Genomic DNA, 23,041 nt, shown 5'->3' with positions numbered 1-23,041 from the left:
TGCTAAATATTCTACATATATTTTAGCATATTTAGTGCAAAAAGTCAAGTGCTTTTCGTATATTTAGCATAAATTAAAAAATGATTGAGACGCTACACTAGTAACATTATATTTTTGGTATTGATGCTATTCACTTGACAGCTATATTCTTATACTGCTATACTGTATAACATAAGTATAACACTATAACGATGCGGGAATATACAGAAGGAGGCGATCACAGCTCATGGAATTTGATAACGAAAAGCCGATTTATATCCAGATTGCCTCCCTTTTGAAGGAACAGATCGCCAGCGGCCGGCGAAGGGCCGGGGATAAGCTGCCGTCCGTGCGGGAGGGCTCAGTTTTATTCGAAGTTTCCGCATTGACGATGCAGCGGGTGATGCAGCAATTGGAATCCGAGGGAATCATCATTTCCAAAAAAGGAATCGGATATTTCATACGGGAGGAACATGCGGGCAGCCTGCAGGCAAGGCTGGCCAGAGAGAAAACAGGGGAATTTGTCCGGACAATGAAAAACTGCGGCCTGCCCCTGGAAGAGGTTCAACGCCTGATCGAAGCGGAATGGGAGGGGACGTCATATGAGAGATCATGATTTTCTATTTCAGGGAAGCAGTGAGTCCGGGCAGAACAGATCTGGATCTGACGGTCCTTTCGGGCAGGAACGCCTGCAGGACTGTGGGCGTCACAGGGAGCTTCTAATAGAGCTGAAAGGCGTGAGCAAGTCATTGGATGAAAAATGCATTCTGCACCGCCTGAATGTGCAGATCCCGCGAAACCGCATCATCGGACTGGCAGGCAGAAACGGCAGTGGAAAAAGCACGCTCCTGAAATTGATGGCAGGAATCTGGAAGCCGGATGAGGGGAGAATTTTCCGTTATACAAAGAGGATCTCCTATCTGATGCCCAGGGACATCTTTTACAGATGGATGCGTGTCAGGGATGCGGTACAGTTTTACCAATCCCACTATCAGAACTTTGCGTCCGAAAAAGCCTGCGGTTTGATTGAAAATATGGGTTTTGACAGGAAGACGCTGCTCAGGAAGCTGTCGGACGGACAGCGGGAACTTCTGATGCTGATCCTGGCGATCTGCGTGGAGTCTGAACTGTATCTGCTGGACGAACCGCTGACCGGGGCAGACGCGGCATTTAAAAGGGATGTCCGGCGGTTTTTGATGGAATATCTGCCCGAGGGTGCGTCAATCGTCATGGCAACCCATCTGCTTCGTGACTTTGAGCAGCTATTCGATCAGATCCTTTTTCTGGATCATGGAAAAATTGTGGAGAAAGATACGGAGGAACTCAGGGAAACCTGCGGAATGTCCGTGGAACAGTATTACCTGGAACGGTTTCGGAAATGAACAGAAATATTTGGAAAGTAAATCTGCATTTCGAAAAAATAGGAACCCCGTGTCTGTGTCAGAACAGAGCGGAGAAAGGAGGCATATGATGACCTGTGAACAAAGAGAATGGAGCATGGCAGAACAAATAAAGCGGGCATTGGGATGGGAGTCAAGGAAGCTTTTTCATAAGCTGTACATTCCAACCGGCACATACCTGGCGGTACTCCTGCTGATTGCGCTGCTCCCGGAGGCTGCCTGTGATCTCCTGCGGGCTCATGCTTTCTGGGCAATTGCGTTTGTCAACATGGGCCTTGTGGTCATACTGATTCTGGGATTGCTGCAGCCGATGGTTGTCCTCATGACCCCTTATGAAGACCGGCTGCATCCAATGGAACGCTCAGGAGACTTATCGGAAAGCGCCAGGCTTCTGGCAAGGCTGCTGCTCAGCGTGTCGCTGATGGCCGCAATGATCCTGGCCGGACAGCTGGCAAGTGCCCTGATGGAAAAGTTTGCAACCGAATCCATGCGCTGGTTCTACTTGAACGTGACACCGGGCTTTTGGAAAGTGCTGATCATCGGTGGCCTGGTGCAGCCCCTTACGTCTCTGTGGGTCTTTCTGCGCCGCTTGGGCAGGCGCCAGGAATATCAATATGTAAGATCCTATTTCCTGGGCCTGCTTTTGAGCGAGCTCATTCAGGCGGCCGCGGAACTGCAATTCCTGCATTTCGATCCGGAGAAAGTGCCGCCTGTGTGGATACTGGAAGGGGTGTGGTATCTGGTCATGCTGGGAAGCGCGGGACTGTTCTTCCGGCTCAGCCTGAATCTTTCCCGCGCCTTGTTTGATGAGAAAGCCTGAGTATTTCCAGCAAGAAAATGCTGGTACGGCTTCATAAATTTTCATGTCGTTTTCTTGCGCAGCCGCCCGTTTCCATGCGGAAATATGCCTATGTACCAGATTCAGCCCTTGCAGCAAGCTTTCATGCGGAAGCCTGTCTATGTATCAGGTTCAGCGCCTTAGTGACAGGCGGCAGCGAGATGATGACCAGCGTCACGATCCCCTCCGTGCCCAGGTAGGTGCCCTGATACAGGGAAGAATACACCCACGGATTCATGCCTTCCGGCGCGTAGGCGGCAAAGAAAATCGCGCCGGACAGCGTGGAGAAGACAAACCGGCCCAGCACTCCGACCGTATATCCGATCTGAAGCCCATACTTCCGATTGCTGAAAAAGCCTGACAATCCCAGCGCACCGAACGCAAACGGATAATCAAAAAGCACCTGGGGGATCGAAAGTACATACGGATCAACGACAAATTGAAGGAGTCCGTATGCGACCCCGGTAATAATCCCATATTTTGCGCCGAACCAGTATCCGATCAGGCAGATAAACAGCATGGATAACAGTGTGACGGAGCCGCCCATCGGCATCTCCCATACTTTGATGTAGGAAGTGACCATCGCGAGAGCGATCCCCATTGCAGAAAAAACGAGTTTCCTGACGGCAGAAGACGTACTTCCGCCTGTGACAGAATGAATTTGTGACATTATGAAATTCTCCTTTCCTTACGCCGGCATTACCCGGATCAAGTTAAAAGGGTTCGTATGAAAACACATACGTCTCAGCCGTTTTATAACCGTTCCGCAGATTCCCGCGGAAAATATCCCCGGAACAGTCTCACAGCGCCCCTGTGTACCTTCATAAGCATAAATCCGCCGGACGAAAAAGTCAAGTATTATTCTGCGGAAAAAAATCGCTATCGCTACTATGGTTACTGTTCACACCCTGACCGGGCGCTCACAGTAACCAAATCCCGGCGCCCCCCGCCGTCCGTTATATTTCTCTTGCCGGAATGACAGGGGAATGATATACTTTGTGTGAATCAAAAGAAGGGCATGCCGGAAAGCGCAGGACAAATACACCCGAAGCAGTATTTTATGGGGGGATATGATGGATAGGAACAAAAATTTCCGATTAAATTTTAAAATTTCCGCCCTGCTGGGCGCAGTCATTTTCTTGATCATTATCATATATCTGCTCATTTTCACGAATCATTACCAGAAATATGAATATGAGATCATCGGGCAGGAAAATATCAACACTCTCCGCTCCATTGATTCATCATTAAGCACGATGGCCGCAAGCGCGGACAATTACTCGAAGATGATACTTGCCGACAGTGTGGTACAGCAGATGATGGAGACAGGGGACATACTGGATGACTTCAGCAAACAGCAGACGCTGATGAAACGGATCTATTCTGTCCTGCAGTTTTCAGAATTTATTGATATGATCTGGCTGACGGATCAGCAGGGGCAGAGATTGATCATCGGGGACAGCGCCAGTATCCATACTGACAGCGGAAGTGGATATGAAGGAAAATATGAATGGCTGAGAAAACCCTATGGAGAACCGGAACTGGTTGTGGAGAAGGGGGAAAATACGAACTCTCTGATGCTCATTCGTTCCTTCAACAGCCTGGAGCAGTTTGCGAGTCTCGGACTTATCGGCGTACAGATCAATCAAGATAAAATAGACCATCTGATCTCAAATAGTATCGACTACGAGAACGAGCAGATCGCGATCCTGAATTTTGATAATGAGATCATCTACCGGGGCGGGACACAAGGGGCGGTCGGGGATGTGGTCAAAGCTGCGGAGGCGATCAGCCTGTCGGACCGGGAACTCATCAAAAAGGAGCATATAAACGGAAAAGACTATTATCTGCTGGGAGTCGTAAATCCGAAAAACGGTTGGAAAATCTTTCGCTATACGCCGATTGTCAGAAATAAAGATATCAACACCCTGGTCCGATTCAATATCCTGCTGATCCTGATCATCGGCCTGCTGATCTTTTGCGGCGCGTCTGCAATTGCGCATATGCTGACAATCCCGATTCAGCAGCTTTTATGTTATATGAAGAATGTTGAAGGCGGGCAGCTGGAAAAGATTCAGGAGCAAACCCTGCTGCAGGAATTTAAGTCGCTGTTCCACGGCTATAACAGACTGGTGGATGAAATCAAACGGTTAATCCAGGAGACGATCGAACGGCAAAAACGGATCCGGATCGTAGAGATGAATGAAATCCAGGAACAGATGAAGCCGCACTTTTTATACAATGCGCTGGATTCCGTAGAAGCGCTTGCCATGCTGGGTGATACAGACAACGCCTGCAGGCTGATAGAAGCGTTGGGCGGTTTTTATAAAAAATGCGTAAGCGGCGGCCGGGAATATATTTCCATTGACAGCGAGATCCGTATGGTCCATGATTACATGGAAATTTTAAAAATCCGTTTCGGGGATTTGTTTCAGTTTGATATTGAGGTGGAGGATTCCTGCAGAAAATATGAGATTCCTAAGCTGACCATACAGCCCCTGGTAGAAAATTCATTCCAGCATGGAATCCGTCCGAACAAGACATCCGGATATATCCAGGTCTGCGTCAAAGAGGAAAGCGGGAAGCTGCATATCCTGGTCCGGGACAATGGGAAGGGAATCCCGGATGATATCGTCAGTGAACTGCAGAACCTAAAGGACTGTGGAGAAAAGAAGAGCCTTGGACTGCGGGGGACGATCCAAAGACTGAAATTGATCTATGAAAATGCTTTTTCCTTTGAGATAAGAAATCAGGGGCTTTCAGAGATACATCTCTATTTAGATACGGATGTTTTGGGAGAATAGTATGGAAAAATTAAGGGTTATTATTATTGACGATGAAATGCTGATCAGGAAGCTGATACGCATGAAAATGGATCTGGAGGGATTGAACCTGGAATTGGCCGGGGAATACCAGGACGGCGCCGATGCTGTCGAAGCTCTGGATTCGGTCAGGCCGGATATCATAATCAGCGATATCTGCATGCCGGAAGTGGACGGGCTGAGCTTCAGCGAAAAATGTATCGAATTATTTCCGGATATCAAAATCATCATCCTGACAGGATATGATGATTTCGATTACGCAAGGCGGGGGATTAAGGCAGGGATTTTTGATTACCTTATGAAACCTGTCCGGGCTGACGAACTGAATGCCACACTGAAAAAGGCAGCTGACGAGATCTTGAAGCTGAGACTGCAGAAGGCAAAACAGAAAAAGCTGCTGGAAGAAATGGAACGCAATATTCCTGCCTTAAGGGACATTTATATCAACCGGATCCTGCTGCAGGAGCGCGCGGAGGATGATATTGAAAAAGAACTGGACAAATATGGAGTGAAGGTCAATACAGGGAAGGATCGGGGCATCAAGGTTGGGATCATCGCGATTAAAGAAAGCGTCTCCCAGTTGGGGCTGACAGAGCAGATCATGGAAGAGGCAAAGTCATTTTACCAGAGTGACGACGATATCATAGTGCTGCGGGATCACTGGAACCGGATTGTTGCGGTGACGGATAGTATGGACGTACCATTTGAGGAATGCATGGATATCCTGATCTCTATTATCCAGAAAAAATTTCACTGCCATGTAAGCACCGGAATATCCGAGGGATATCCAGGCTGGAACAGCATCCACAGCGCTTATGCGGATGCGCTGGATGACATGAAAAAGAAACATGGCACCAGAGCCGGCGGCGCAGGCACGAAAGAAACGGAATTTTACGGACTGTGGGGAGAATTGACAGAATCGGTGAAAAACGGATCTGTTGAGGAATCCCTGGAAATGGTAGAGCGGATTTTTTCCGCTCCTGAGCCGTCTTTTCCGGAGCAGCAGAAGAAGGTTATGATCTGCTGCCAGAAAATGTATGCGGACCTGGAAGTAAACCAACAGAAAGTCCTGTTTGATAAAATGTTAAAATGGTGCTGTACAATGGATCAGCTGAAACGCTGTGTGGATAATATCCTTTCTGAACTCCTTATCAGAAGGAAGCTGGAATGCAGCTGCCGGAACAGCGATCTGGTCGTGCGGATCATCAAATATATGCTGGAAAACATTCGGAACGAGAAATTGAGCCTGAACCTCCTTGCGCGGGAATTTTCCATAAGCACCAGTTATCTCAGCCGTCTGCTGAAGCAGTTCACAGGACGGAGCTATGGCGAGATCCTTTCAGACATCCGGTTCATGAGGATGATCGAGCTTATGAATACAACCCGCATGAAAGACTGCGATATCGGGGGGCAGATCGGGATCAACGACGCGCATTACCTCAGTATCTGGTTTAAAAAGATTTCCGGATATTCGGTAACGGAATATCGGAAAAACATGAACATCAGTCCTCTCTAAAACAAAATAATGAAACCCGAAGGAAGAAAAGAGCAGGAAAATGAAACATTCTCTCATGGTTTGTGAATGTATTTACCTGCTCTTTTTTTGTATAATGTCATATATCAGGAGAGAAAACTCCAAAAAAGTATCACAAAATAATTCCAGAGGAGGGAAAAAGGATGAAAAAGATTTTCAAAAAAACAAGTGCCTTATTTGTGGCAGCTTCTATGACGCTGGCGCTTGCAGCCTGCGCGGGCGGGGGCTCAGGGACAGAGAAGACCGGCGGAGAGGGACAGGCAGAAGGCGGAAGCGATGCCGGGGAGGAGATTACTCTGACAATCTGGCACCAGTCTGTATCAGATACGGATCCTGTGAAAAAGATCATTGAGGATTCCGTAGAGGAGTATCACAAGCTGCATCCCAACATCACGATTGAGCAGGACGGCGTTACGGGAGAGCAGTATAAGACCAAGATCAAGACGGCATTTGCCGCAGGGGAAGCTCCCGATATCTCTTACATGTTCAGCGGAGGAAGCTTTGTAAAACCGTATATTGACGCAGGATATCTGCTTCCGATTGATGAATATCTCAGCGAAGAGACGAAAAGCAAAGTGCTTCCGGGGATGCTTGACGGATGTACATTTGACGGAAAAGTCTATACCCTGCCCACGGTCACATTTCTGGCAAACCTGTACTGCAATACGGAAATGTTCGACAAGGCGGGCGCAAAGATCCCGACCACGTGGGATGAGCTCTTAGAAGCTATAGAAAAACTGAATGACGCAGGGATGACTCCTATCATGATGGGAGAAAAAGACCGGTGGCCGGGAATGTACTGGTATGATATCGTTTCTGCAAGGACAGCGGGAAACAAAGGGCTGGAAGAAGCATTCGGCGATCCAACCAAGTTCAACTCCGAACCGTTTATCAAAGCGGCGGAGAAGATGCAGGAGCTTGTCAATGCAAAGGCATTCAACGAAAATATGATGAGTATGAGCTACGACGAGATGGTAGAAGGGTTTGCGGCCGGCCAGGGAGCGATGCTGTTCCAGGCGAACTGGGTTCATCCCTCGATCCAGGCAGATACATCGGCTACAAAGGGAAAGGTTACCTGTGTTTCCTTCCCGGTGATTGAAGGAATGGCAGGCAGCGAGACAGAATTTTCAGGAGGCAGCTCCGACGGGTACTATATCAATGTAAACTGTGAACATCCGGAAGAAGCCGTAGAATATCTTTCCTATCTGAGTGAAAAGATCGGCCGGGACGGCTACCAGCAGGGCGCGGGTCTTCCATGCTGGAATACCGAAGATGTGGATACATCAGGACTGAGCGTGCTGGATACGGAATCTGCGGCGCTGATGGAAACAGGTACTTCGTATATTACATGGTGGGATAATATTTTCCCGGCAGAAGATTCAGAGACCTACAAGGATCTGGTAGCGCAGCTGATGGCTTTAAAGATTACTCCGGAAGAATTTGCGGAAAGTATGTCTAAATTAAGTCCGTCTGAATTTTATTAAGGCATTCGGATTTCACGTGACCATACTCCCGGGACGGCCTGACCGGACATCCCGGGGGCTGCGGCAAGACATGAAAGGGGTTACTCGGTTTCAGGTAATCCCTTTTACTTTATCTAAGGGAAGGAGACGCAAAAAATGCGAAAAATTTTATCCAACAAACAGGCAATTGTGCTGTTCATGCTTCCGACAATGCTTCTGATCGCAGTCTTTGTCGTGATCCCGATCGCTATGTCCGTTTATTACAGCCTTTTGGACTGGGACGGAATTGGGGCAGGGATATTTGTCGGACTGCGGAATTATAAAGAAATGTTTCTTGATACCAGGTTCGTTAATTCGGTGAAAAATTCCCTGCTGTACGCTGCGCTTTCATTGTGCCTGCAGATTCCGTTTTCACTGTTTCTGGCGATTGTTGTAGCAAATGTGTCCAGAGGGGAAAAATTTTACCGTACAACTTTTTTTATACCGGTGATCATTTCCAGTGTTGTGATCGGACAGCTGTGGCAGAAGATCTATAACGGAGATTACGGTCTGTTAAATGCGGTTCTCGGCATGTTCGGCTTTGCCGGGCAAGACTGGCTGGGACAGGAAAGTACGGCTCTGATGGCAGCATTTATCCCGAATCTGTGGCAGTATGTCGGTTATCATATGCTGATCATGTATGCGGGTATAAAGTCCATTTCGCCGGATATCTGTGAGGCGGCAAAGATCGACGGGGCAAACCGGGTTCAGATCGCGTTTAAGATTACGATTCCGTTGTTGAAGCCGATCCTTCAGGTGTGCGTCACATTTTCATTGATCGGTGCTTTGAAGATCTTTGACCTGATCTACGTACTGACCGGAGGAGGACCCTTCTTCTCCACGGAAGTGCCGACGATCTATATGTATAAAACGGTATTTGATTCCTTTAACTATGGCTATGGAAGCGCCATTTCTATTTTTGTGATCCTGGAATGCCTGCTGCTGACAGTTGTGCTAAGGACATTTTTCAGAGAAAAGGAGGAAGCATAATGAATACAAAGGGTCCGAGAAATATAAAAACAATTATTACACATGCATTTCTGCTGATCTTTGCGTTTATCCAGGTATATCCGATTTTCTGGCTGTTTGAATTTTCACTGAAAGACAATAGCGAGATCTTCGGCGGAAATATTGCCGGACTGCCTGAGCACTGGAGGTTTAGTAATTACGCGACAGCATTTTTCAACGCAAATATCATGCAGTATTTTTTAAACAGCGTACTGGTCACAGGTGTTACCATTCTCGTGACGCTGGTGGCGGCGGCAACTGCGGCTTATGCAATTTCCCGTATGATCTGGCGGGGGAGAGAGACGATGCTCAAGGTGATCCTTCTGGGGATGATGGTGCCGATCCATGCAGCCCTGCTTCCGTTGTTTATCATTTTAAGCAAGACGCATCTGCTGAATTCCTACTGGTCGCTGATCATACCTTATGTGGCATTCGGACTGCCCATGGCAATCTACCTGTTTACAAGCTTTATGGCATCCATACCCAAGGAAATGGAAGAGGCTGCGGCGATTGACGGCTGCGGGATCTATCAGATGTTTTTCCGCATTATATTCCCGCTGATCCGGCCCGCAATCGCGACCGTGAGTATCTTTACCTTTATTTCTTCCTGGAATGAGCTGATGTTTGCGGTCACATTTATCAATAAATCGGAATATAAAACACTAACGGTCGGCATTATGTCGATGGTCGGAGCATATACCACCAAGTGGGGCGAGATCGGCGCCGGCCTGATGATCGCCACGATTCCTACGGTGATCGTATATCTGCTGCTCAGCGAGCAGGTACAGAACAGTCTGGTTGCAGGAGCGGTAAAGGGGTGATAAAATGGAAAAGAGTGCAAAACTGGCGGTTTATGCCGACCATACGAGAAATACGATCAGTAAAAACATTTTCGGACATTTTATGGAGCATTCTGTAGATGTGATCTACGGAAGCGTGTTCGATCCGGAAAGCCCGCTGGCGGATGAGGACGGTTTTCGGCGGGATGTGCTGGAAGCATTGAGGGACGCGAAGGTTCCGATGCTGAGATATCCGGGAGGAAATTTTGTATCCAACTATCACTGGGAAGACGGGATCGGCCCCAGGGAGAAACGGCCAAAATGTTTTGATTACGCATGGCTTGCAGAAGACGATAACCGGATGGGCACGGTCGAATTTATCAAGCTCTGCAGAAAAACCGGAGCGGAGCCGTACCTCTGTGTCAATATGGGCAGCGGGACGGCCGAGGAGGCCATGCATTGGGTGGAATTTTGCAATGGTACGGGGAATACCCGCTATGCCGCCCTGCGGAAAAGCCTGGGGTATGAGGAGCCTTTTCATGTAAAATACTGGGGACTCGGAAATGAACTGTACGGAGACTGGCAGTTCGGCGCAATGAATGCCTCGGATTACGCAAAAAAGGCGCTGGATTTTGCCAAGGCCATGAAGTGGATGGATCCGGAGATCGAGCTTGTAGCCTGTGGCTATGACCTGGGAAGCGACTGGAATTATGAGGTCGCGCGGGTTCTGAAGCCGCTGATCGGCCATCTGGCGATTCACCATTATTCCATCGGCTACGGGATTTTTACAGATGAGGATTACAGGCAGTGCATGTATATCCCGGATTATATCACGAAGCTCACCAATGCGGCCAGGGCCTCCGTGGTGGCAGGCACCAACGACGCGCTGTCTGAGATCAAGATTGCCTGGGATGAATGGAATACCCATGCATGGGATCTGGAAAAAAAGGATGACGACCGGAATTATACATTGAGGAACGCCGTCCTGACAGCCGGAATCCTTCATTCCTTTATCCGAAGCAGCGATATTGTGGAGATTGCAGGATATTCGCCCTTCGTGAATGTATGCGGAGCGATTTCTGTCAAAAAGGACCGGGTGCTCAAACGCCCCCAATACTATGTATTTGAACTGCTCTCAAAGGTGTTCGGCGAATGTACGGAATATGTGGAGACACGGCTGGAGTGTGACACCTGTTCCATGCCGGAGGTCATTGACTATTCAAACCGTCCGGCGGAGGCAAAATTTGCTCTCAACGCAAAAACCACTGTCCGTTATGTGGAGACAGGTTATCTGGACTGTGCGGCGTCGATGAACCGGGAGAGGTCCCGGCTGGCGTTATCTCTGATCAACAAAAGCGAGGACAGGGACTACACGGTGGATGTCTCCGTATTCGGGAGCAGCGCTGTATGGAAGGATGCGGTCGGTTATGAATTGTACCATCCGGATTTTGACGCGGCCAATACCGCCCAGGATCCGGAACAGGTGGTGATCCGGGAGGCGCATCCGGTTTCGGAGGAAGGGAAGATTTATCTGAAAAGGCATTCCCTGACGGTTGTGGTGATGAATTTGTTGCAGGGAGAGGAATCATGGACAGAAAAGAAGCAAGACTAAAGGCACAGGAGTTGGTCGCGCGGATGACGATCGAAGAGAAAGCTTCCCAGTTAAAATTTGATGCGGAAGCCATCCCGCGGTTAGACATTCCTGCCTATAACTGGTGGAACGAGGCGCTGCACGGAGTCGCAAGAGCAGGAACGGCGACGGTATTTCCCCAGGCGATTGCGCTGGGAGCCGCGTTCGACACGGAGCTTATGGAAGAGATCGGAAGCTGCATTGCGGCTGAGGGACGCGCGAAATATAACGAAAGCAAAAAACACGGCGACCGGGATATTTATAAGGGACTTACCTTCTGGGCTCCAAATGTCAATATTTTCCGGGATCCAAGATGGGGACGCGGGCATGAGACCTACGGAGAAGATCCATATCTTACATCAAGGCTGGCCGTTCCCTTTATCCGGGGGCTGCAGGGAAATGGGGAATATCTGAAGACGGCGGCCTGCGCCAAGCACTTTGCCGTACATTCAGGACCGGAGGCAAAGCGGCACTTTTTTAATGCCGAAGCTTCGAAAAAGGATCTCGAAGAGACTTATCTTCCTGCCTTTGAAGCCTGCGTGAAAGAGGCAGAGGTGGAAGCGGTCATGGGTGCGTACAACCGGACAAACGGGGAGCCCTGCTGCGCGAGCAAAACTCTGATGCAGGATTACCTGCGGGGAAAATGGGGATTCGAGGGGCATTATGTATCGGACTGCTGGGCGGTTCGGGATTTTCACGAAAATCATCAGGTGACGACCCGCCCCGAGGAATCTGTAAAAATGGCTCTGGAAGCCGGGTGCGATTTGAACTGCGGCTGTACCTATCAGAAAATCCTGAATGCGTACCAGGAGGGCATCATTGATGAAGCGGATATTACTGAATCCTGCGTAAGGCTTTTTACGACAAGATTTCTGCTTGGAATGTTTACGGAGACGGAATACGACAAAATTTCTTATCTGGAAGTGGAGAGTCCGGAGCATCTTGCATTGGCACACAGGGCCGCAAGAGAAAGCATGGTCTTATTAAAAAATGACGGGATCCTCCCGTTAGATCCAGCCAGGCTGAAAACCATCGGCGTGATCGGCCCCAATGCGGACAGCCGGAGCGCCCTGATCGGCAACTACCATGGAACATCCTCACAGTATATCACGGTATTGGATGGGATCCGAAATATTGCAGGCGCATCCTGCAGGATCCTGTACTCCGAAGGATGTCATCTCTGGAAAGAGAATGTGGAGCATCTGTCATCTCCGGAACAGATGGACCGGCTGTCGGAAGCCGCTGCGGTTGCGGAGCATTCGGACGTGGTGATCCTTGTGCTGGGACTGGATGAAACCCTGGAGGGAGAGGAAGGAGATACCGGCAATTCCGATGCTTCCGGCGACAAGCAGGATCTTTTGTTCCCACTGTCCCAGAGAAAGCTGACGGAAACCGTTCTGCAGTCGGGGAAGCCGATAGTTATCGTGAATATGACAGGAAGCGCTATGGATCTCCGGGCGGCGGACGCACAGGCAAATGCCATCCTGCAGGCATGGTATCCGGGGGCGCGGGGCGGACAGGACGCGGCGGAACTACTGTTTGGAATGGCATCGCCTTCCGGAAAGCTGCCGGTGACGTTTTACTGCGGTACGGAGGATCTCCCGGACTTTGAAGATTACTCCATGAAAAACCGGACCTACCGCTACTATGCCGGGGAAGCGCTGTACCCCTTTGGATATGGGCTGACATATGGGGAATGCCGGGTTGAGAGTGCGGACTGTGAAAAGACTGCATCGCCGGATGGGCGGCTTGAGGCAGTGAAGATCACCGCGCGGATTCGAAACGGCGGGAAAATGGAGACGGAGGATGTCCTGCAGGTCTATGTAAAAGATCTGGACTATCCGGGAGCAGTACTCCATCCAACACTGGCCGCGTTTGCAAGAGTACGGCTTAAGCCAGGGGAAGAAAAGCAGATCGGTCTGACGGTTGACAGGATGCGGTTTACAAGCGTGGACGAGGATGGAAACAGAGCAATCTATGGGAAACATTTTGAACTGTATGCAGGATTTTCACAGCCGGATCCCCGAAGCGAGGAGCTGACCGGGCAGAACTGTGAGAGGATGACAGTGGTTCTTTAAGAGATTGCCCGTTCCCTTGATACAATGCCCATCACAAAAATTTCCTGGCCGGCTTATATAGTCTTTCTATAAGCCGGCTGTCTTTATGTCATTTTGCGATTATCCGGAAGCTGAAATACAGCTATATTCATATTCTAAAATCCATTAGGAGCAATTGTTTGTAACTATTCACAGCTGCTTCACCCGCATGCGCAAAAGCAGTTCTGCTTTTAAATCCTTTTATATTAAATTTTTTAATGAATTTCTTTGGCCGCTGTAACATTTCGCGGACATTTGGGGTTTACAATGTTCTTATCAACAAGTAAAAAGTCTTGGAAGGAGCATTTGATTATGAATGTATTACAAACAATCGACCTGAAAAAGTATTATGGCAGCGAGCCGAACGTCACCCGTGCCCTGGACGGCGATACGGCGGATGAGAGATTCATAGATGAGATTGTGGAAATGCTGGCTTTGGAAGATAGGCTTATGAATATGCCGAACAACCTTTCCGGCGGACAGATGCGTGTGGCGATCGCCCGCTGCCTCGTAGAGGAAGGCAAGCGCGAAAAGGAGGCGGAAGATCATGATATGGCCTTTTGAGAATGATACGGATGCCATTGTGAAAAAACTGGCGAAGAAAAGCCTTGCAAGTGAGAAGCGCCGGAACCTGATGGTAGTGGCTGCTGTCGCATTGGCGTCGTTTTTGATCTGCTTTGCGGCGGTGATACCTGTTTCTATCGCACAGATTCAGCGGAATCAGGTGGCTGACACTTATGAGGCGGTTTTCACCGGTGTTGACGCATCCGATACCGCGGCACTGAAAAAGCGGCCGGAGTTTGCGCGCGTGGGAGAATATTATCTGCTGGGAGAGGAGCATTCCAGGCAGGGGTACAACGTCTCCTATGTGTACTGCGACAGCGAAATGATGTATATCGCCCGCAGCCAGATGGAGCTGATAAAGGGAAGGCTCCCGGAGCTGGCAAATGAAGTCGCTGTCAGCGAATACTTTCTCTCCGCTTACGACACTGGTGCCGAAATCGGTGAGACAGTCCGATTGGATACCGAAAGCTTTCATGGAGATTATACCGTGACAGGAATCCTGGAGAGCGAAGGGGAACAGGAAGCGAATACCTGTGTCGCTGTCGTTTCCAAAACGGCATTGGCGCAGCACCCCGGATTTGATCCTTCCGGGTATCGCGCCTATGTACACTTTCAAAATGACAGGCAGTTGGGCGAGGAAACCATGACCGCCCATTGCCGGGAGATTGCCGCACAGTATGGCCTCCCCCATGTGGCAATGAACAGCAATTATTTTGCCTATCATTCCAGGCCCATCGATTTTGTGCCCACCTTTGGCATTGCTGCCCTGGCGCTTTTTGGCGGATATGTGGTCATCCAGAGCATTTTCCGTATCTCAGTTCATGACAAAATACAAAGCTACGGACAGCTTCGCACCATCGGCGCAACAGCAAAACAGATCCGGCGTATCGTGAAAAGGGAGAGCCGGCGGCTCTGCTGCATTGGAATCCTTCCTGGCGTTTTGCTGGGTGCTGGCGGCGGTCTGCTCCTGTTTCCAAAGGGGTTCCATGTCGGCTGGTATGGGCTGGCTGCGCTTCTGACTGCGGTGGCCTGCTGGTTTATGGTATCTATTTCCGTTCTCAGGCCGGTCAAAATTGCTGCCAATATCTCACCGCTTCAGGCGGTGCGCCTTTCCGTCGGACAGGAAACAGTACATGGCAGGGAGAAACATCGAAAATTAAGCCCTTTATCCATGGGATTCGCAAATTTTCAGCGTGACCGAAAAAGGTCGGTGAGTATTGTGGCCTCCTTAAGTCTTGGGGGGATCCTTCTTCTGGTGGTGTCCTCTATCGTTCTGACCAGGTCACCGGGGCAGATCGCAAGGCTGCTTTTCCCGGACGGAGATTATAAGATCTATCTGTCATCTGAACAGCCGGAGGAGGAGGTCATGGCCGCCGGCAATCCGCTGAATGAAGAACTGCGGAAGCAAATCCTTTCTGTAGACGGGGTGAGGTCAGTACTGGCTACCCGCCGGTCCCTGCACGGCAAATTTAGAACTTCCGCGGATGACGGGGCTGGGATGTGCGATATGCTGACGGACGAGAACCGGCTGGATGTGGAAGCCGCACTGGTATCCGGCATCATGCCGGAGGACTCCCGAAGCGTCCTTCTGGGTACAAACTACCAGAAAGCTCTTGGAGATATAGAGGCGGGAGAGGACATCTGGCTGTCCCTGGGCCGGGAAACCGTGACAGTTACCATATCCGGCCTGTTTGACGCAGAGAAGATGGCAAACGGACATGGCGCGCTGACCATGGATTCGGCAGCTCTGTTCGCGCCGGAAGAACTGTTCCTTGATCTCCATCCCGAGATCGATAGCTTTGACTATTCCTGGAGCATAGTCAGCGCCCCGGAAAAATCAGAGTCTGTGGAAAGCGGACTGAAAGAGATCGTATCCGGACACAGCAATCTTGGGCTGGATACCTTGGCTGCTCATATCGAGTATGAGAAAATGCAGAGCAGCATTATTTTCGGCAGTATGCAGGCCGTTTCCTGTCTCATCTTTCTGTTTGGCGTGGTCAACCTGATCAATACGACACTTTCCAACCAGATGTCAAGAAAGCGGGAGAGCAGTATCCTGCGTTCCATCGGTCTGACGGGGAAGCAGCTATGCCAGATGAATATTGCTGAGGGGATGTGCTATGCATTTTTCGCGGCGCTGGCGACCGTAATTGTAGGAGTGCCGGTTTCCGTGGTAATATGTATGGAAGTGAGTAAAAAATCCTTTGCCGGAAAAATTGTTCCATATCGGTTTCCATTTCTGGAAATGGGGTTGTTTATCCTGGTGTTGTTTGGCATGGAACTGATTCTGTCTGTCTGGACGGTCCGCAGGCAGAAAAAGCAATCTCTGGCAGAGCAGATTTCTTTCAATATATGACATCATAATGCGTTTTACGGTTCACACAGTAACCATTTTACGTTACATGTCACACCCTGACCAATCACTACGCTGATTGGTCAGGAGGATGCACATAAAAGCTGGGATTCAGGCCGTCCATTGCCGCAGGCAATTTAAAATGACGGCCTGAGTTACAGGGCACGCCTGGTCAAGGTGTGACCTGTAATCAATTATTGTTACATGTCACACCCTGACCAATCACTACGCTGATTGGTCAGGAGGATGCACATAAAAGCTGGGATTCAGGCCGTCCATTGCCGCAGGCAATTTAAAATGACGGCCTGAGTTACAGGGCACGCCTGGTCAAGGTGTGACCTGTAACCATTTTACAGCAACAGATAAACATTTCACAGCTATTCCATTGTTTTGGTGTTTCGTATAGGCTATAATAAAATGTCTGTCTTGATGACTTAGGAGGTGGCACATTGATCCATATTGCAATCTGCGACGATGAAAAACAGATGTCCGATCACATAAAGACTTTTGTTTCCGACTTTTTTCGTAAAAAGAACAGAGAGATCCGTCTCCGGACGTTTTTAAGCGGCGAAGAGCTGCTGAACTACGATGGGCAGATCGACATCCTGTTTCTGGATATCCAGATGAATGGCATGGATGGTATGGAGACGGCAAGGAAACTGAGGGCGGATAAGTTCCGGGGATTTTTGATCTTCATCACGGTACTGAAAGAGATGGTATTCAAGTCTTTTGAGGTGCAGGCTTACGATTATCTGGTCAAGCCGGTGGAAGAAAAGCAGTTTGAGAGAACCATGGAGCGCCTGTTAGCCTCTATGCAGAGCGTCGGTGAAGACAGCCTGCTCGTGCAGAAGGGATATGAAGGGCGCATTATTCGAAAGGATGAGATTGTCTTTTGTGAGATCATAGACCGGAAAATATATCTGAACCTGGTATCAGACGAAGTTCTTGATTATTATGAGCGGATTGAAAATCTGGAAACGAAACTGGGCGGCCATTTTTTCCGATGCCACAGGAGCTATCTCATCAATCTGAAGCACTTAAAAGGTTATAAAAACGGGACTGCCTACATGGATAACGGCAAAGAGGTTCCCGTATCACGGCTGCGGAGTAAAGAGTTCTCCAGTGTTGTGCTGCGGTATATGAAGAACATCTGAGATTCGAAAGGGTCCTGATTCGGATTGCCGGCCTGCCTGAAAGGGTGCCGGGCAGATAGGGAGATTTCCATATGGGAGGTAAAATGGCTGAGTATTTAGACTTTTTTAATAGATATATTATGGGTGTTACCGAGATATCTATCCAGCTTTATTTTCTGGCAAAAATCCTGAAAAAGAAAATATGGATTCCTTTGTATTTCCTGTTTGCGGTATGTGCGGTGGTTGTCAACGATTTTTTTTCGGTCGGCACGATAACGGGCTTCGTGGTGTATGTATTTCTTCTTACGGGATACGGGATGCTGGTCTGTCACGCGGATTTTAAGTTTTCTATTTTGTATGCGGCCTTGATGACGGAAATCATGCTGCTCTGCTTTGGGATTGTGAACTCCCTGACGGGGCTTTTATACTCATGGAGGCCGGATTTTTTCTGTGGTAATGCCGGCATCGCGGTCATGCTGGGCAGCGAGGCGGCGTCACTTCTGCTGGCCGGGTTTTGTTATTATATGGTATATCGCTATTTTTTCTATTATACCGCAGCGGAAATGCAGCAGATGTTTCTGGTTTTCATCCCGATCCTGATGATCTTTATTATGAGTGAGTACATTAATACGATCGCATTTGAGTACGGGTATAAGGTGAAAGGGGAGGAAGAACCTTACCTGTATCTGTTCAACCACTGGCAGCTGCTCGTCATGCAGTTTTTTGGGCTTTTAAGTGTGTTCTGCATCCTGTTCTCTTATAAGAAATTGCAGCAGAACTTCCGCCTTAGCAGAGAATTATCATTGCTGGAGCAGGAAGAACATTCCCTGAATCAGTATGTAGAGGAGGCGAAGACCCGTTACGATGAAACAAAGTCATTCCGCCATGACATCAGGAATCACATCGCAGTGGTAAAAAAGCTCCTGCAGAGCGGGAAAGTCGAGGAAGCTGTAAGCTATATGGAAGATATGGACGATATGGCGGAAAAAATGTCATTCCCCTGCAGTACCAATAACCCGGTAGTGGATATCCTGGCAGGAAATAAACTGGGGATTGCAAAAAGCATGGGGATAGGCGTGGATTGTTCCCTCCTTCTGCCATACCCCTGCAGCCTGCGGGACATTGATATCTGCATTGTCCTGTCAAACGCGCTGGATAATGCGATTCATGCATGTAAAAATCTGGATGATGGCACAGATGGGCATATCTATGTGTCCGGACGTATCCAGGGAGATTTACTTATGATAGAAGTGGAGAACAGCTTCCATGGAAAAGATACGTTCAAAAAAGGGACTGGCTTGTCGAATGTAAAAAAGGTAGCCGAAAAATATGGCGGCGCCATGAGTATAGAGACACGGGGGGATGTATTTATCCTACAGGTACTGCTGATCATTCCACAGCATCCAGAAAGCATCTCACAGCAAATGGATTAATCTGCCGCTTCTTACTGCCGAAAAACGAAAAAGGGGACTGTTTGCAAATGTAAAACAGCTGGGACAGATCCTTACCCGGCAATATCAAATTGGAGAGAAAAATAAAAATGAATAATAACACAGATTGTTTTGGAACAGACATTGAGGCGGTCATAACAAGTTTTAATCAAGGTATGATGATTCTTGAAGCCGTTGAATCTTTATGCGCCCAAACAGTATTGCCACAGAAAATTATCATTGTAGATGATGGTTCCACAGATGAATGTTCCTTATGCGTATTAAAAGATATGGAAAAAAAGTCTGATTTACCAATTCCGGTGATGATACATTACCAGGAAAATGGGGGAGTATCTGCCGCGAGAAATGCTGGTATTAAGAAAACAGAGGCTCCAATGGTATTAGTATTGGATGGAGACGACAAACTGAAACCGGAATATACAGAGTATGTTAGCCGTCTGCTTGGCAGCAATCCATCCATGGTCGCGGCTTCCTCCTGGATGCATACATTTGGAGTATTGGATTCCATTGTCTGTCCTGCCGGAGGGAATATAAGTTCATTTTTATCCCGAAATTGTTGTCCGGCGACACATATTCTCCGCCGGGACATTTATGAACAATGCGGGGGATATGATGAATCTATGCGTTCTGGCTTTGAAGATTGGGATTTCTTTTTAAGTATGTTGGAAACTTCTCCAAAATCTGTGATTGGGATTGTGGATAAACCGCTGATTTGGTATCGTACAGCTCCTGCTTCATCAAATCTAAGAAGTATGGATAAACGGCTGGAACTGATGCGTTTTATGATAGAAAAGCATGTCAGCAGCTATCATGATCATATCGTAGACGCGCTGTTAGGAGTGGAAGCTATATCAAATTTCAGGTTATACAATTGGGAAAATGAAGTGATTCATGCAATAACAAACTATCAGGAATTTAGCCGGGCATCAAAAGATTTTTTAAAAAGTCCGACATATGGTGACGGCGGAATGGCTTCCGCCGTTCGAATTGTTTCAAGAGGAGAAGAAAAATGAATAAGAAAAAATGGAGACACATCGTGTCGGTTTATTCGATGATCTACACGGCAATCACATTGTTGAGCAGTGTTTTGTATCTCTGCAATGGTATTTATGAAGATCCAAGCGGTAACTGGCACGAATTAGACAGGGCTATGATCCTTTTGATTGGGATAGCGGCATTTGAGCTGTGTACGAATCTGCCTGTGAAGCCTTTGATTCTCAGATACGTGACGGCGTATATTCCGTCCCTGCTGCTGGCGTTCGCATATGTCTGGTCTACCGGACTGCGGGAACCACTGGCAAAAACAGCATACAGGGATATTTGGATAAACTTTACAAGCCTTTTTGTGCTGCTGTCTATCATCAATACTGCCGTTTGTGCTTATAAGAAAAAGAAAGGGGATAAAAAAGGATAATGAGTAAATATAACGCTTTATGGGAATATGTTCAGAAAACCGGAAAGGAATCTTTTCGGCTGACATTTGAGGAAATTCAGGATATCGCAGGGATACCCATCGACCATTCTTTCCTGAAATACAAAAAGGAATTGACGGATTACGGTTATCAGGTCGGGAAAATATCCATGAAAGAGCAGACTGTTATTTTCAATAGGATGCCCTGCAAAATCCGCTGTCAGCTTTTATAAATAATGTGTGGATGCGATTATGATTGATGAAAAATCATCGGGAGTATATAAACGAATGATTGATATTGATGAATAAAAGGGAGTTTCGGATGATGAAAAAGATGTTAATTTCGATTGGCCTTTTGGCGGTACTGCTTACAGGGTGTGGGAAAACGAATATTGTCAAAACGTATGAGAAGTCAGAGAATGCCGGAATTTCAGCCACATATTATGAAATAGATAACGGAACATGGAAATGTGATGGTGTAACATATCAATTTAGATTGGAGTTAAGGGGCAGAATGCCCAACGCTGAATCAGATAGCTATTATGCCGTTCTTACGGACAATAAGAATTTAACTTTCGAGGATGTCTCAAAAAGCCTGTATGGCAGTTTACTTGAGGATAGTAAGATTATGGAAGGCTCTATTATTGTAGAAATGAGATAAAAATCCAGTTATCGAGGTAACTATATATGGAGAGAAATACAAAATACAAACCAGATCATTTGTGCATTGCAATATTCACGCTTTGTTTATCCGTGAGGTTTGTAGAATACTTTCTGATTGAAACAGACAAAACGGCTATTGGAGAAAATGTGCTTCATAAAGTAGTTGGAATTATCATATTGGCTTTGGTACTAAAAAGGGTAAATCTTTCGTGGAGTGATATTGGATTTCAAAGAAACGGTTTTGCAAGCGGTATTTTGAAAGGATTGTTATTGGGAAGCGTTTGCTTTATTATTTCATATGGTTTGGAATTAGCAATTTTTATTCTACAAGGCAATCCTGCACATTTAGAAATGTATATCAGCAGTTTTTCGTTAACCGGCTCTCAAATAAAAAATACGGATTTCGTTTTCTTTCTGTTATGTGTGCTATTTAATATGATCAATGTATGGATGGAGGAAGGTGTTTTTCGCGGATTATTCATCAGAACACTTTCCGAAACAAAGCCATTTATGCAGGCGAATTTTATTGCCGCATTTTTATTTGGTATTTGGCATATGGTAATGCCAATCAGAAGTTATATCAACGGCGAAATGTCATTTGCGGCAATGCTTCTTATGGGTATTGGTTATATGATCCTTGCCGGGATTATGGGAATCAAATGGGGCCTTCTTTACCGGATAACAGGAAATCTATGGGCAGGGCTTGGCGACCATTTATTCAATAATACTGTTGCTGCAAACATGCTGCATGTCGTTTCACTAAATGGCGCAGACGAATTACAAATTGTCCGGATTTTGGCGGCACAAATGATATCCTTTGCAGTTGTGTTGGCAATTCATACTGATCGAACGACTAATGTTCGATCAGGTATTACTGCAAGAACAGAAGCGGAAATAGATAACGGAAAAGAAGTTGAAGGACAAAGGAGGAAAGGTTCATTGAACGATTTAAAAGAATTAGTGAAACTGATGAAAGAGCATCCTATCATTATTGTTGTAACATTGGTGGCGATGGTCGTTGGCGCAATTTTAGGAGCAGCAGCGTTTTATCAGGGGTGGTTAGGATGAGTTTTTATTTGATGCAGATTGAATGACAGGAGGCAATAGAGTATGGAACTTGTAAAATTGACATACGAAAATATGGATAAAGAACACATCTGCTGTGCTATATCCAATAACAAAGATATTCAGGTCATGTCCAAAAAGAACTGGCTGAAGGAGCGGCTGGACGAAGGGCTTGTATTCTTAAAAGGCAATGTCCGGGGGAAATGCTTCATTGAGTATATCCCTGCGGAATATGCATGGGCGCCCATCTGGGCAGAGGGCTACATGTACATCGACTGCCTGTGGGTATCCGGGCAGTTCAAGGGGCATGGATACTCGAACTTCCTGCTGGATGCGTGTATCGGAGACAGTAAAGCGAAAGGAAAAAAGGGGCTTGTGACCCTGTCCTCCAAAAAGAAAATGGGATTCCTCTCTGATCCAAAGTATATGAGCTATAAGGGATTTCAGACAGCGGATACGGCGGAGCCTTATTTTGAGCTGATGTATTTGCCCTTTGAGGAGGACGCTTCCCTTCCACGTTTCCGGGACAGCGTATGCGGGCATGGAGATATGCCGGAAGGATTTGTGCTGTATTATACAAACCAATGCCCCTTTACGGCTAAGTATGTACCGATACTGGAGGAGATGGCAAAAGTCAGGAACGCTGCGTTTCAATCCGTACATATTCAGACCAGAGAGGATGCGCAGAATGCCCCCTCGCCCTTTACAACGTTCTCTCTTTTTTATGACGGGCAGTTTGTGACCCATGAAATCCTGTCGGAGAAGAAATTTGATAAAATTTTAGTGAGTAAGGGACTGTGAACCGGAATTACA

The 23,041-nt window shown here is 47.5% G+C and carries 20 protein-coding genes, 1 pseudogene and 1 riboswitch; of the genes and pseudogenes, 20 read left to right on the top strand and 1 reads right to left on the bottom strand.

The annotated features are described in order from the left end of the window. The first annotated feature begins 226 nt into the window (after positions 1-226). The 3 genes from ACTOY7_RS13360 to ACTOY7_RS13350 all read left to right on the top strand — a co-directional run bounded on the left by ACTOY7_RS13360 (position 227) and on the right by ACTOY7_RS13350 (position 2,199). Positions 227-595 (top strand): GntR family transcriptional regulator, encoded by a 369-nt coding sequence (locus ACTOY7_RS13360; RefSeq protein WP_482671524.1) that lies wholly within the window; start codon positions 227-229, stop codon positions 593-595. Further along, positions 582-1,361: an ATP-binding cassette domain-containing protein gene (locus ACTOY7_RS13355; RefSeq protein WP_160282300.1), complete on the top strand. Its 780-nt coding sequence runs from the start codon at positions 582-584 to the stop codon at positions 1,359-1,361. The genes ACTOY7_RS13360 and ACTOY7_RS13355 overlap by 14 nt, the downstream gene beginning before the upstream one ends. Before the next feature lie 115 nt (positions 1,362-1,476). Continuing rightward, the gene (locus ACTOY7_RS13350; RefSeq protein WP_482671523.1) at positions 1,477-2,199 is read left to right on the top strand and encodes a hypothetical protein; all 723 of its coding nucleotides are present in this window, start codon (positions 1,477-1,479) and stop codon (positions 2,197-2,199) included. Positions 2,200-2,320: 121 nt separating this feature from the next. On the opposite strand, the gene thiT is transcribed toward ACTOY7_RS13350, so the two are convergent. Further along, on the bottom strand, positions 2,321-2,887 hold the full coding sequence (gene thiT / locus ACTOY7_RS13345; RefSeq protein WP_160282301.1) for an energy-coupled thiamine transporter ThiT: 567 nt from the start codon (positions 2,885-2,887) through the stop codon (positions 2,321-2,323). After that, positions 2,886-3,040: riboswitch (TPP riboswitch) on the bottom strand. Its footprint overlaps the gene before it by 2 nt. Positions 3,041-3,287: 247 nt before the next feature. Between thiT and ACTOY7_RS13340 the strand changes: the two genes are divergently transcribed. From ACTOY7_RS13340 to ACTOY7_RS13260, 17 genes and pseudogenes are all read left to right on the top strand, one after another. Beyond that, entirely contained in the window at positions 3,288-5,021 is a 1,734-nt protein-coding gene (locus ACTOY7_RS13340; protein WP_482672357.1) for a sensor histidine kinase, read from the top strand. A gap of 1 nt (position 5,022) precedes the next feature. After that, positions 5,023-6,555 (top strand): response regulator transcription factor, encoded by a 1,533-nt coding sequence (locus tag ACTOY7_RS13335; RefSeq protein ID WP_482671521.1) that lies wholly within the window; start codon positions 5,023-5,025, stop codon positions 6,553-6,555. A gap of 161 nt (positions 6,556-6,716) precedes the next feature. Then, entirely contained in the window at positions 6,717-8,057 is a 1,341-nt protein-coding gene (locus tag ACTOY7_RS13330; protein WP_285825817.1) for an extracellular solute-binding protein, read from the top strand. Between the two features lie 135 nt (positions 8,058-8,192). Next, positions 8,193-9,065, top strand: a complete 873-nt coding sequence (locus tag ACTOY7_RS13325) for a carbohydrate ABC transporter permease (protein ID WP_004073073.1) — start codon at positions 8,193-8,195, stop codon at positions 9,063-9,065. Next, positions 9,065-9,904 carry a carbohydrate ABC transporter permease gene (locus ACTOY7_RS13320; RefSeq protein ID WP_004073071.1) on the top strand — a complete coding sequence of 280 codons (840 nt, stop codon included), beginning with the start codon at positions 9,065-9,067 and terminating at the stop codon, positions 9,902-9,904. Before ACTOY7_RS13325 ends, ACTOY7_RS13320 begins: the two co-directional genes overlap by 1 nt. A gap of 4 nt (positions 9,905-9,908) precedes the next feature. Continuing rightward, a complete protein-coding gene (locus tag ACTOY7_RS13315; protein ID WP_482671520.1) occupies positions 9,909-11,474 on the top strand; it encodes an alpha-L-arabinofuranosidase C-terminal domain-containing protein in 1,566 nt (521 codons plus the stop codon). After that, on the top strand, positions 11,450-13,570 hold the full coding sequence (locus tag ACTOY7_RS13310; RefSeq protein WP_482671519.1) for a glycoside hydrolase family 3 C-terminal domain-containing protein: 2,121 nt from the start codon (positions 11,450-11,452) through the stop codon (positions 13,568-13,570). Before ACTOY7_RS13315 ends, ACTOY7_RS13310 begins: the two co-directional genes overlap by 25 nt. Positions 13,571-13,900: 330 nt before the next feature. Beyond that, positions 13,901-14,101, top strand: a pseudogene (locus ACTOY7_RS13305) (hypothetical protein); the annotation flags it as partial. A 34-nt stretch (positions 14,102-14,135) separates the two neighbouring features. Continuing rightward, positions 14,136-16,508 carry an ABC transporter permease gene (locus ACTOY7_RS13300; RefSeq protein ID WP_482671518.1) on the top strand — a complete coding sequence of 791 codons (2,373 nt, stop codon included), beginning with the start codon at positions 14,136-14,138 and terminating at the stop codon, positions 16,506-16,508. 446 nt (positions 16,509-16,954) lie between these two features. Then, complete coding sequence (locus tag ACTOY7_RS13295; protein WP_482672239.1) at positions 16,955-17,659, top strand: LytR/AlgR family response regulator transcription factor; 705 nt, start codon at positions 16,955-16,957, stop codon at positions 17,657-17,659. An 83-nt stretch (positions 17,660-17,742) separates the two neighbouring features. Beyond that, positions 17,743-19,071: a sensor histidine kinase gene (locus ACTOY7_RS13290; RefSeq protein ID WP_482672240.1), complete on the top strand. Its 1,329-nt coding sequence runs from the start codon at positions 17,743-17,745 to the stop codon at positions 19,069-19,071. Between the two features lie 107 nt (positions 19,072-19,178). Continuing rightward, positions 19,179-20,102, top strand: a complete 924-nt coding sequence (locus tag ACTOY7_RS13285; protein WP_482672241.1) for a glycosyltransferase family A protein — start codon at positions 19,179-19,181, stop codon at positions 20,100-20,102. After that, positions 20,099-20,503, top strand: a complete 405-nt coding sequence (locus ACTOY7_RS13280; protein WP_482672242.1) for a DUF6608 family protein — start codon at positions 20,099-20,101, stop codon at positions 20,501-20,503. The genes ACTOY7_RS13285 and ACTOY7_RS13280 overlap by 4 nt, the downstream gene beginning before the upstream one ends. Next, positions 20,503-20,733 (top strand): hypothetical protein, encoded by a 231-nt coding sequence (locus ACTOY7_RS13275; protein ID WP_004073060.1) that lies wholly within the window; start codon positions 20,503-20,505, stop codon positions 20,731-20,733. Before ACTOY7_RS13280 ends, ACTOY7_RS13275 begins: the two co-directional genes overlap by 1 nt. Before the next feature lie 89 nt (positions 20,734-20,822). Further along, on the top strand, positions 20,823-21,161 hold the full coding sequence (locus ACTOY7_RS13270) for a hypothetical protein (protein ID WP_160282312.1): 339 nt from the start codon (positions 20,823-20,825) through the stop codon (positions 21,159-21,161). 26 nt (positions 21,162-21,187) lie between these two features. Then, entirely contained in the window at positions 21,188-22,231 is a 1,044-nt protein-coding gene (locus tag ACTOY7_RS13265; protein WP_482672243.1) for a CPBP family intramembrane glutamic endopeptidase, read from the top strand. Between the two features lie 42 nt (positions 22,232-22,273). Continuing rightward, complete coding sequence (locus ACTOY7_RS13260) at positions 22,274-23,029, top strand: N-acetyltransferase (protein ID WP_160282314.1); 756 nt, start codon at positions 22,274-22,276, stop codon at positions 23,027-23,029. Positions 23,030-23,041: the final 12 nt, after the last annotated feature.

It is taken from the genome of Schaedlerella sp. (assembly GCF_056796775.1).
This window is presented reverse-complemented; position numbering and strand designations above follow the sequence as displayed.

What these genes read in the sequence shown, in the direction of transcription:
- ACTOY7_RS13270 (WP_160282312.1), top strand. Translation starts at nt 20,823, where the DNA reads ATGATGAAAAAGATGTTAATTTCGATTGGCCTTTTGGCGGTACTGCTT.
- ACTOY7_RS13340 (WP_482672357.1), top strand. Translation starts at nt 3,288, where the DNA reads ATGATGGATAGGAACAAAAATTTCCGATTAAATTTTAAAATTTCCGCC.
- ACTOY7_RS13330 (WP_285825817.1), top strand. Translation starts at nt 6,717, where the DNA reads ATGAAAAAGATTTTCAAAAAAACAAGTGCCTTATTTGTGGCAGCTTCT.
- ACTOY7_RS13285 (WP_482672241.1), top strand. Translation starts at nt 19,179, where the DNA reads ATGAATAATAACACAGATTGTTTTGGAACAGACATTGAGGCGGTCATA.
- ACTOY7_RS13265 (WP_482672243.1), top strand. Translation starts at nt 21,188, where the DNA reads ATGGAGAGAAATACAAAATACAAACCAGATCATTTGTGCATTGCAATA.
- ACTOY7_RS13310 (WP_482671519.1), top strand. Translation starts at nt 11,450, where the DNA reads ATGGACAGAAAAGAAGCAAGACTAAAGGCACAGGAGTTGGTCGCGCGG.
- ACTOY7_RS13315 (WP_482671520.1), top strand. Translation starts at nt 9,909, where the DNA reads ATGGAAAAGAGTGCAAAACTGGCGGTTTATGCCGACCATACGAGAAAT.
- ACTOY7_RS13350 (WP_482671523.1), top strand. Translation starts at nt 1,477, where the DNA reads ATGGCAGAACAAATAAAGCGGGCATTGGGATGGGAGTCAAGGAAGCTT.
- ACTOY7_RS13275 (WP_004073060.1), top strand. Translation starts at nt 20,503, where the DNA reads ATGAGTAAATATAACGCTTTATGGGAATATGTTCAGAAAACCGGAAAG.
- ACTOY7_RS13260 (WP_160282314.1), top strand. Translation starts at nt 22,274, where the DNA reads ATGGAACTTGTAAAATTGACATACGAAAATATGGATAAAGAACACATC.
- ACTOY7_RS13360 (WP_482671524.1), top strand. Translation starts at nt 227, where the DNA reads ATGGAATTTGATAACGAAAAGCCGATTTATATCCAGATTGCCTCCCTT.
- ACTOY7_RS13325 (WP_004073073.1), top strand. Translation starts at nt 8,193, where the DNA reads ATGCGAAAAATTTTATCCAACAAACAGGCAATTGTGCTGTTCATGCTT.
- ACTOY7_RS13335 (WP_482671521.1), top strand. Translation starts at nt 5,023, where the DNA reads ATGGAAAAATTAAGGGTTATTATTATTGACGATGAAATGCTGATCAGG.
- ACTOY7_RS13355 (WP_160282300.1), top strand. Translation starts at nt 582, where the DNA reads ATGAGAGATCATGATTTTCTATTTCAGGGAAGCAGTGAGTCCGGGCAG.
- ACTOY7_RS13280 (WP_482672242.1), top strand. Translation starts at nt 20,099, where the DNA reads ATGAATAAGAAAAAATGGAGACACATCGTGTCGGTTTATTCGATGATC.
- ACTOY7_RS13300 (WP_482671518.1), top strand. Translation starts at nt 14,136, where the DNA reads ATGATATGGCCTTTTGAGAATGATACGGATGCCATTGTGAAAAAACTG.
- ACTOY7_RS13290 (WP_482672240.1), top strand. Translation starts at nt 17,743, where the DNA reads ATGGCTGAGTATTTAGACTTTTTTAATAGATATATTATGGGTGTTACC.
- thiT (WP_160282301.1), bottom strand. Translation starts at nt 2,887, where the DNA reads ATGTCACAAATTCATTCTGTCACAGGCGGAAGTACGTCTTCTGCCGTC.
- ACTOY7_RS13320 (WP_004073071.1), top strand. Translation starts at nt 9,065, where the DNA reads ATGAATACAAAGGGTCCGAGAAATATAAAAACAATTATTACACATGCA.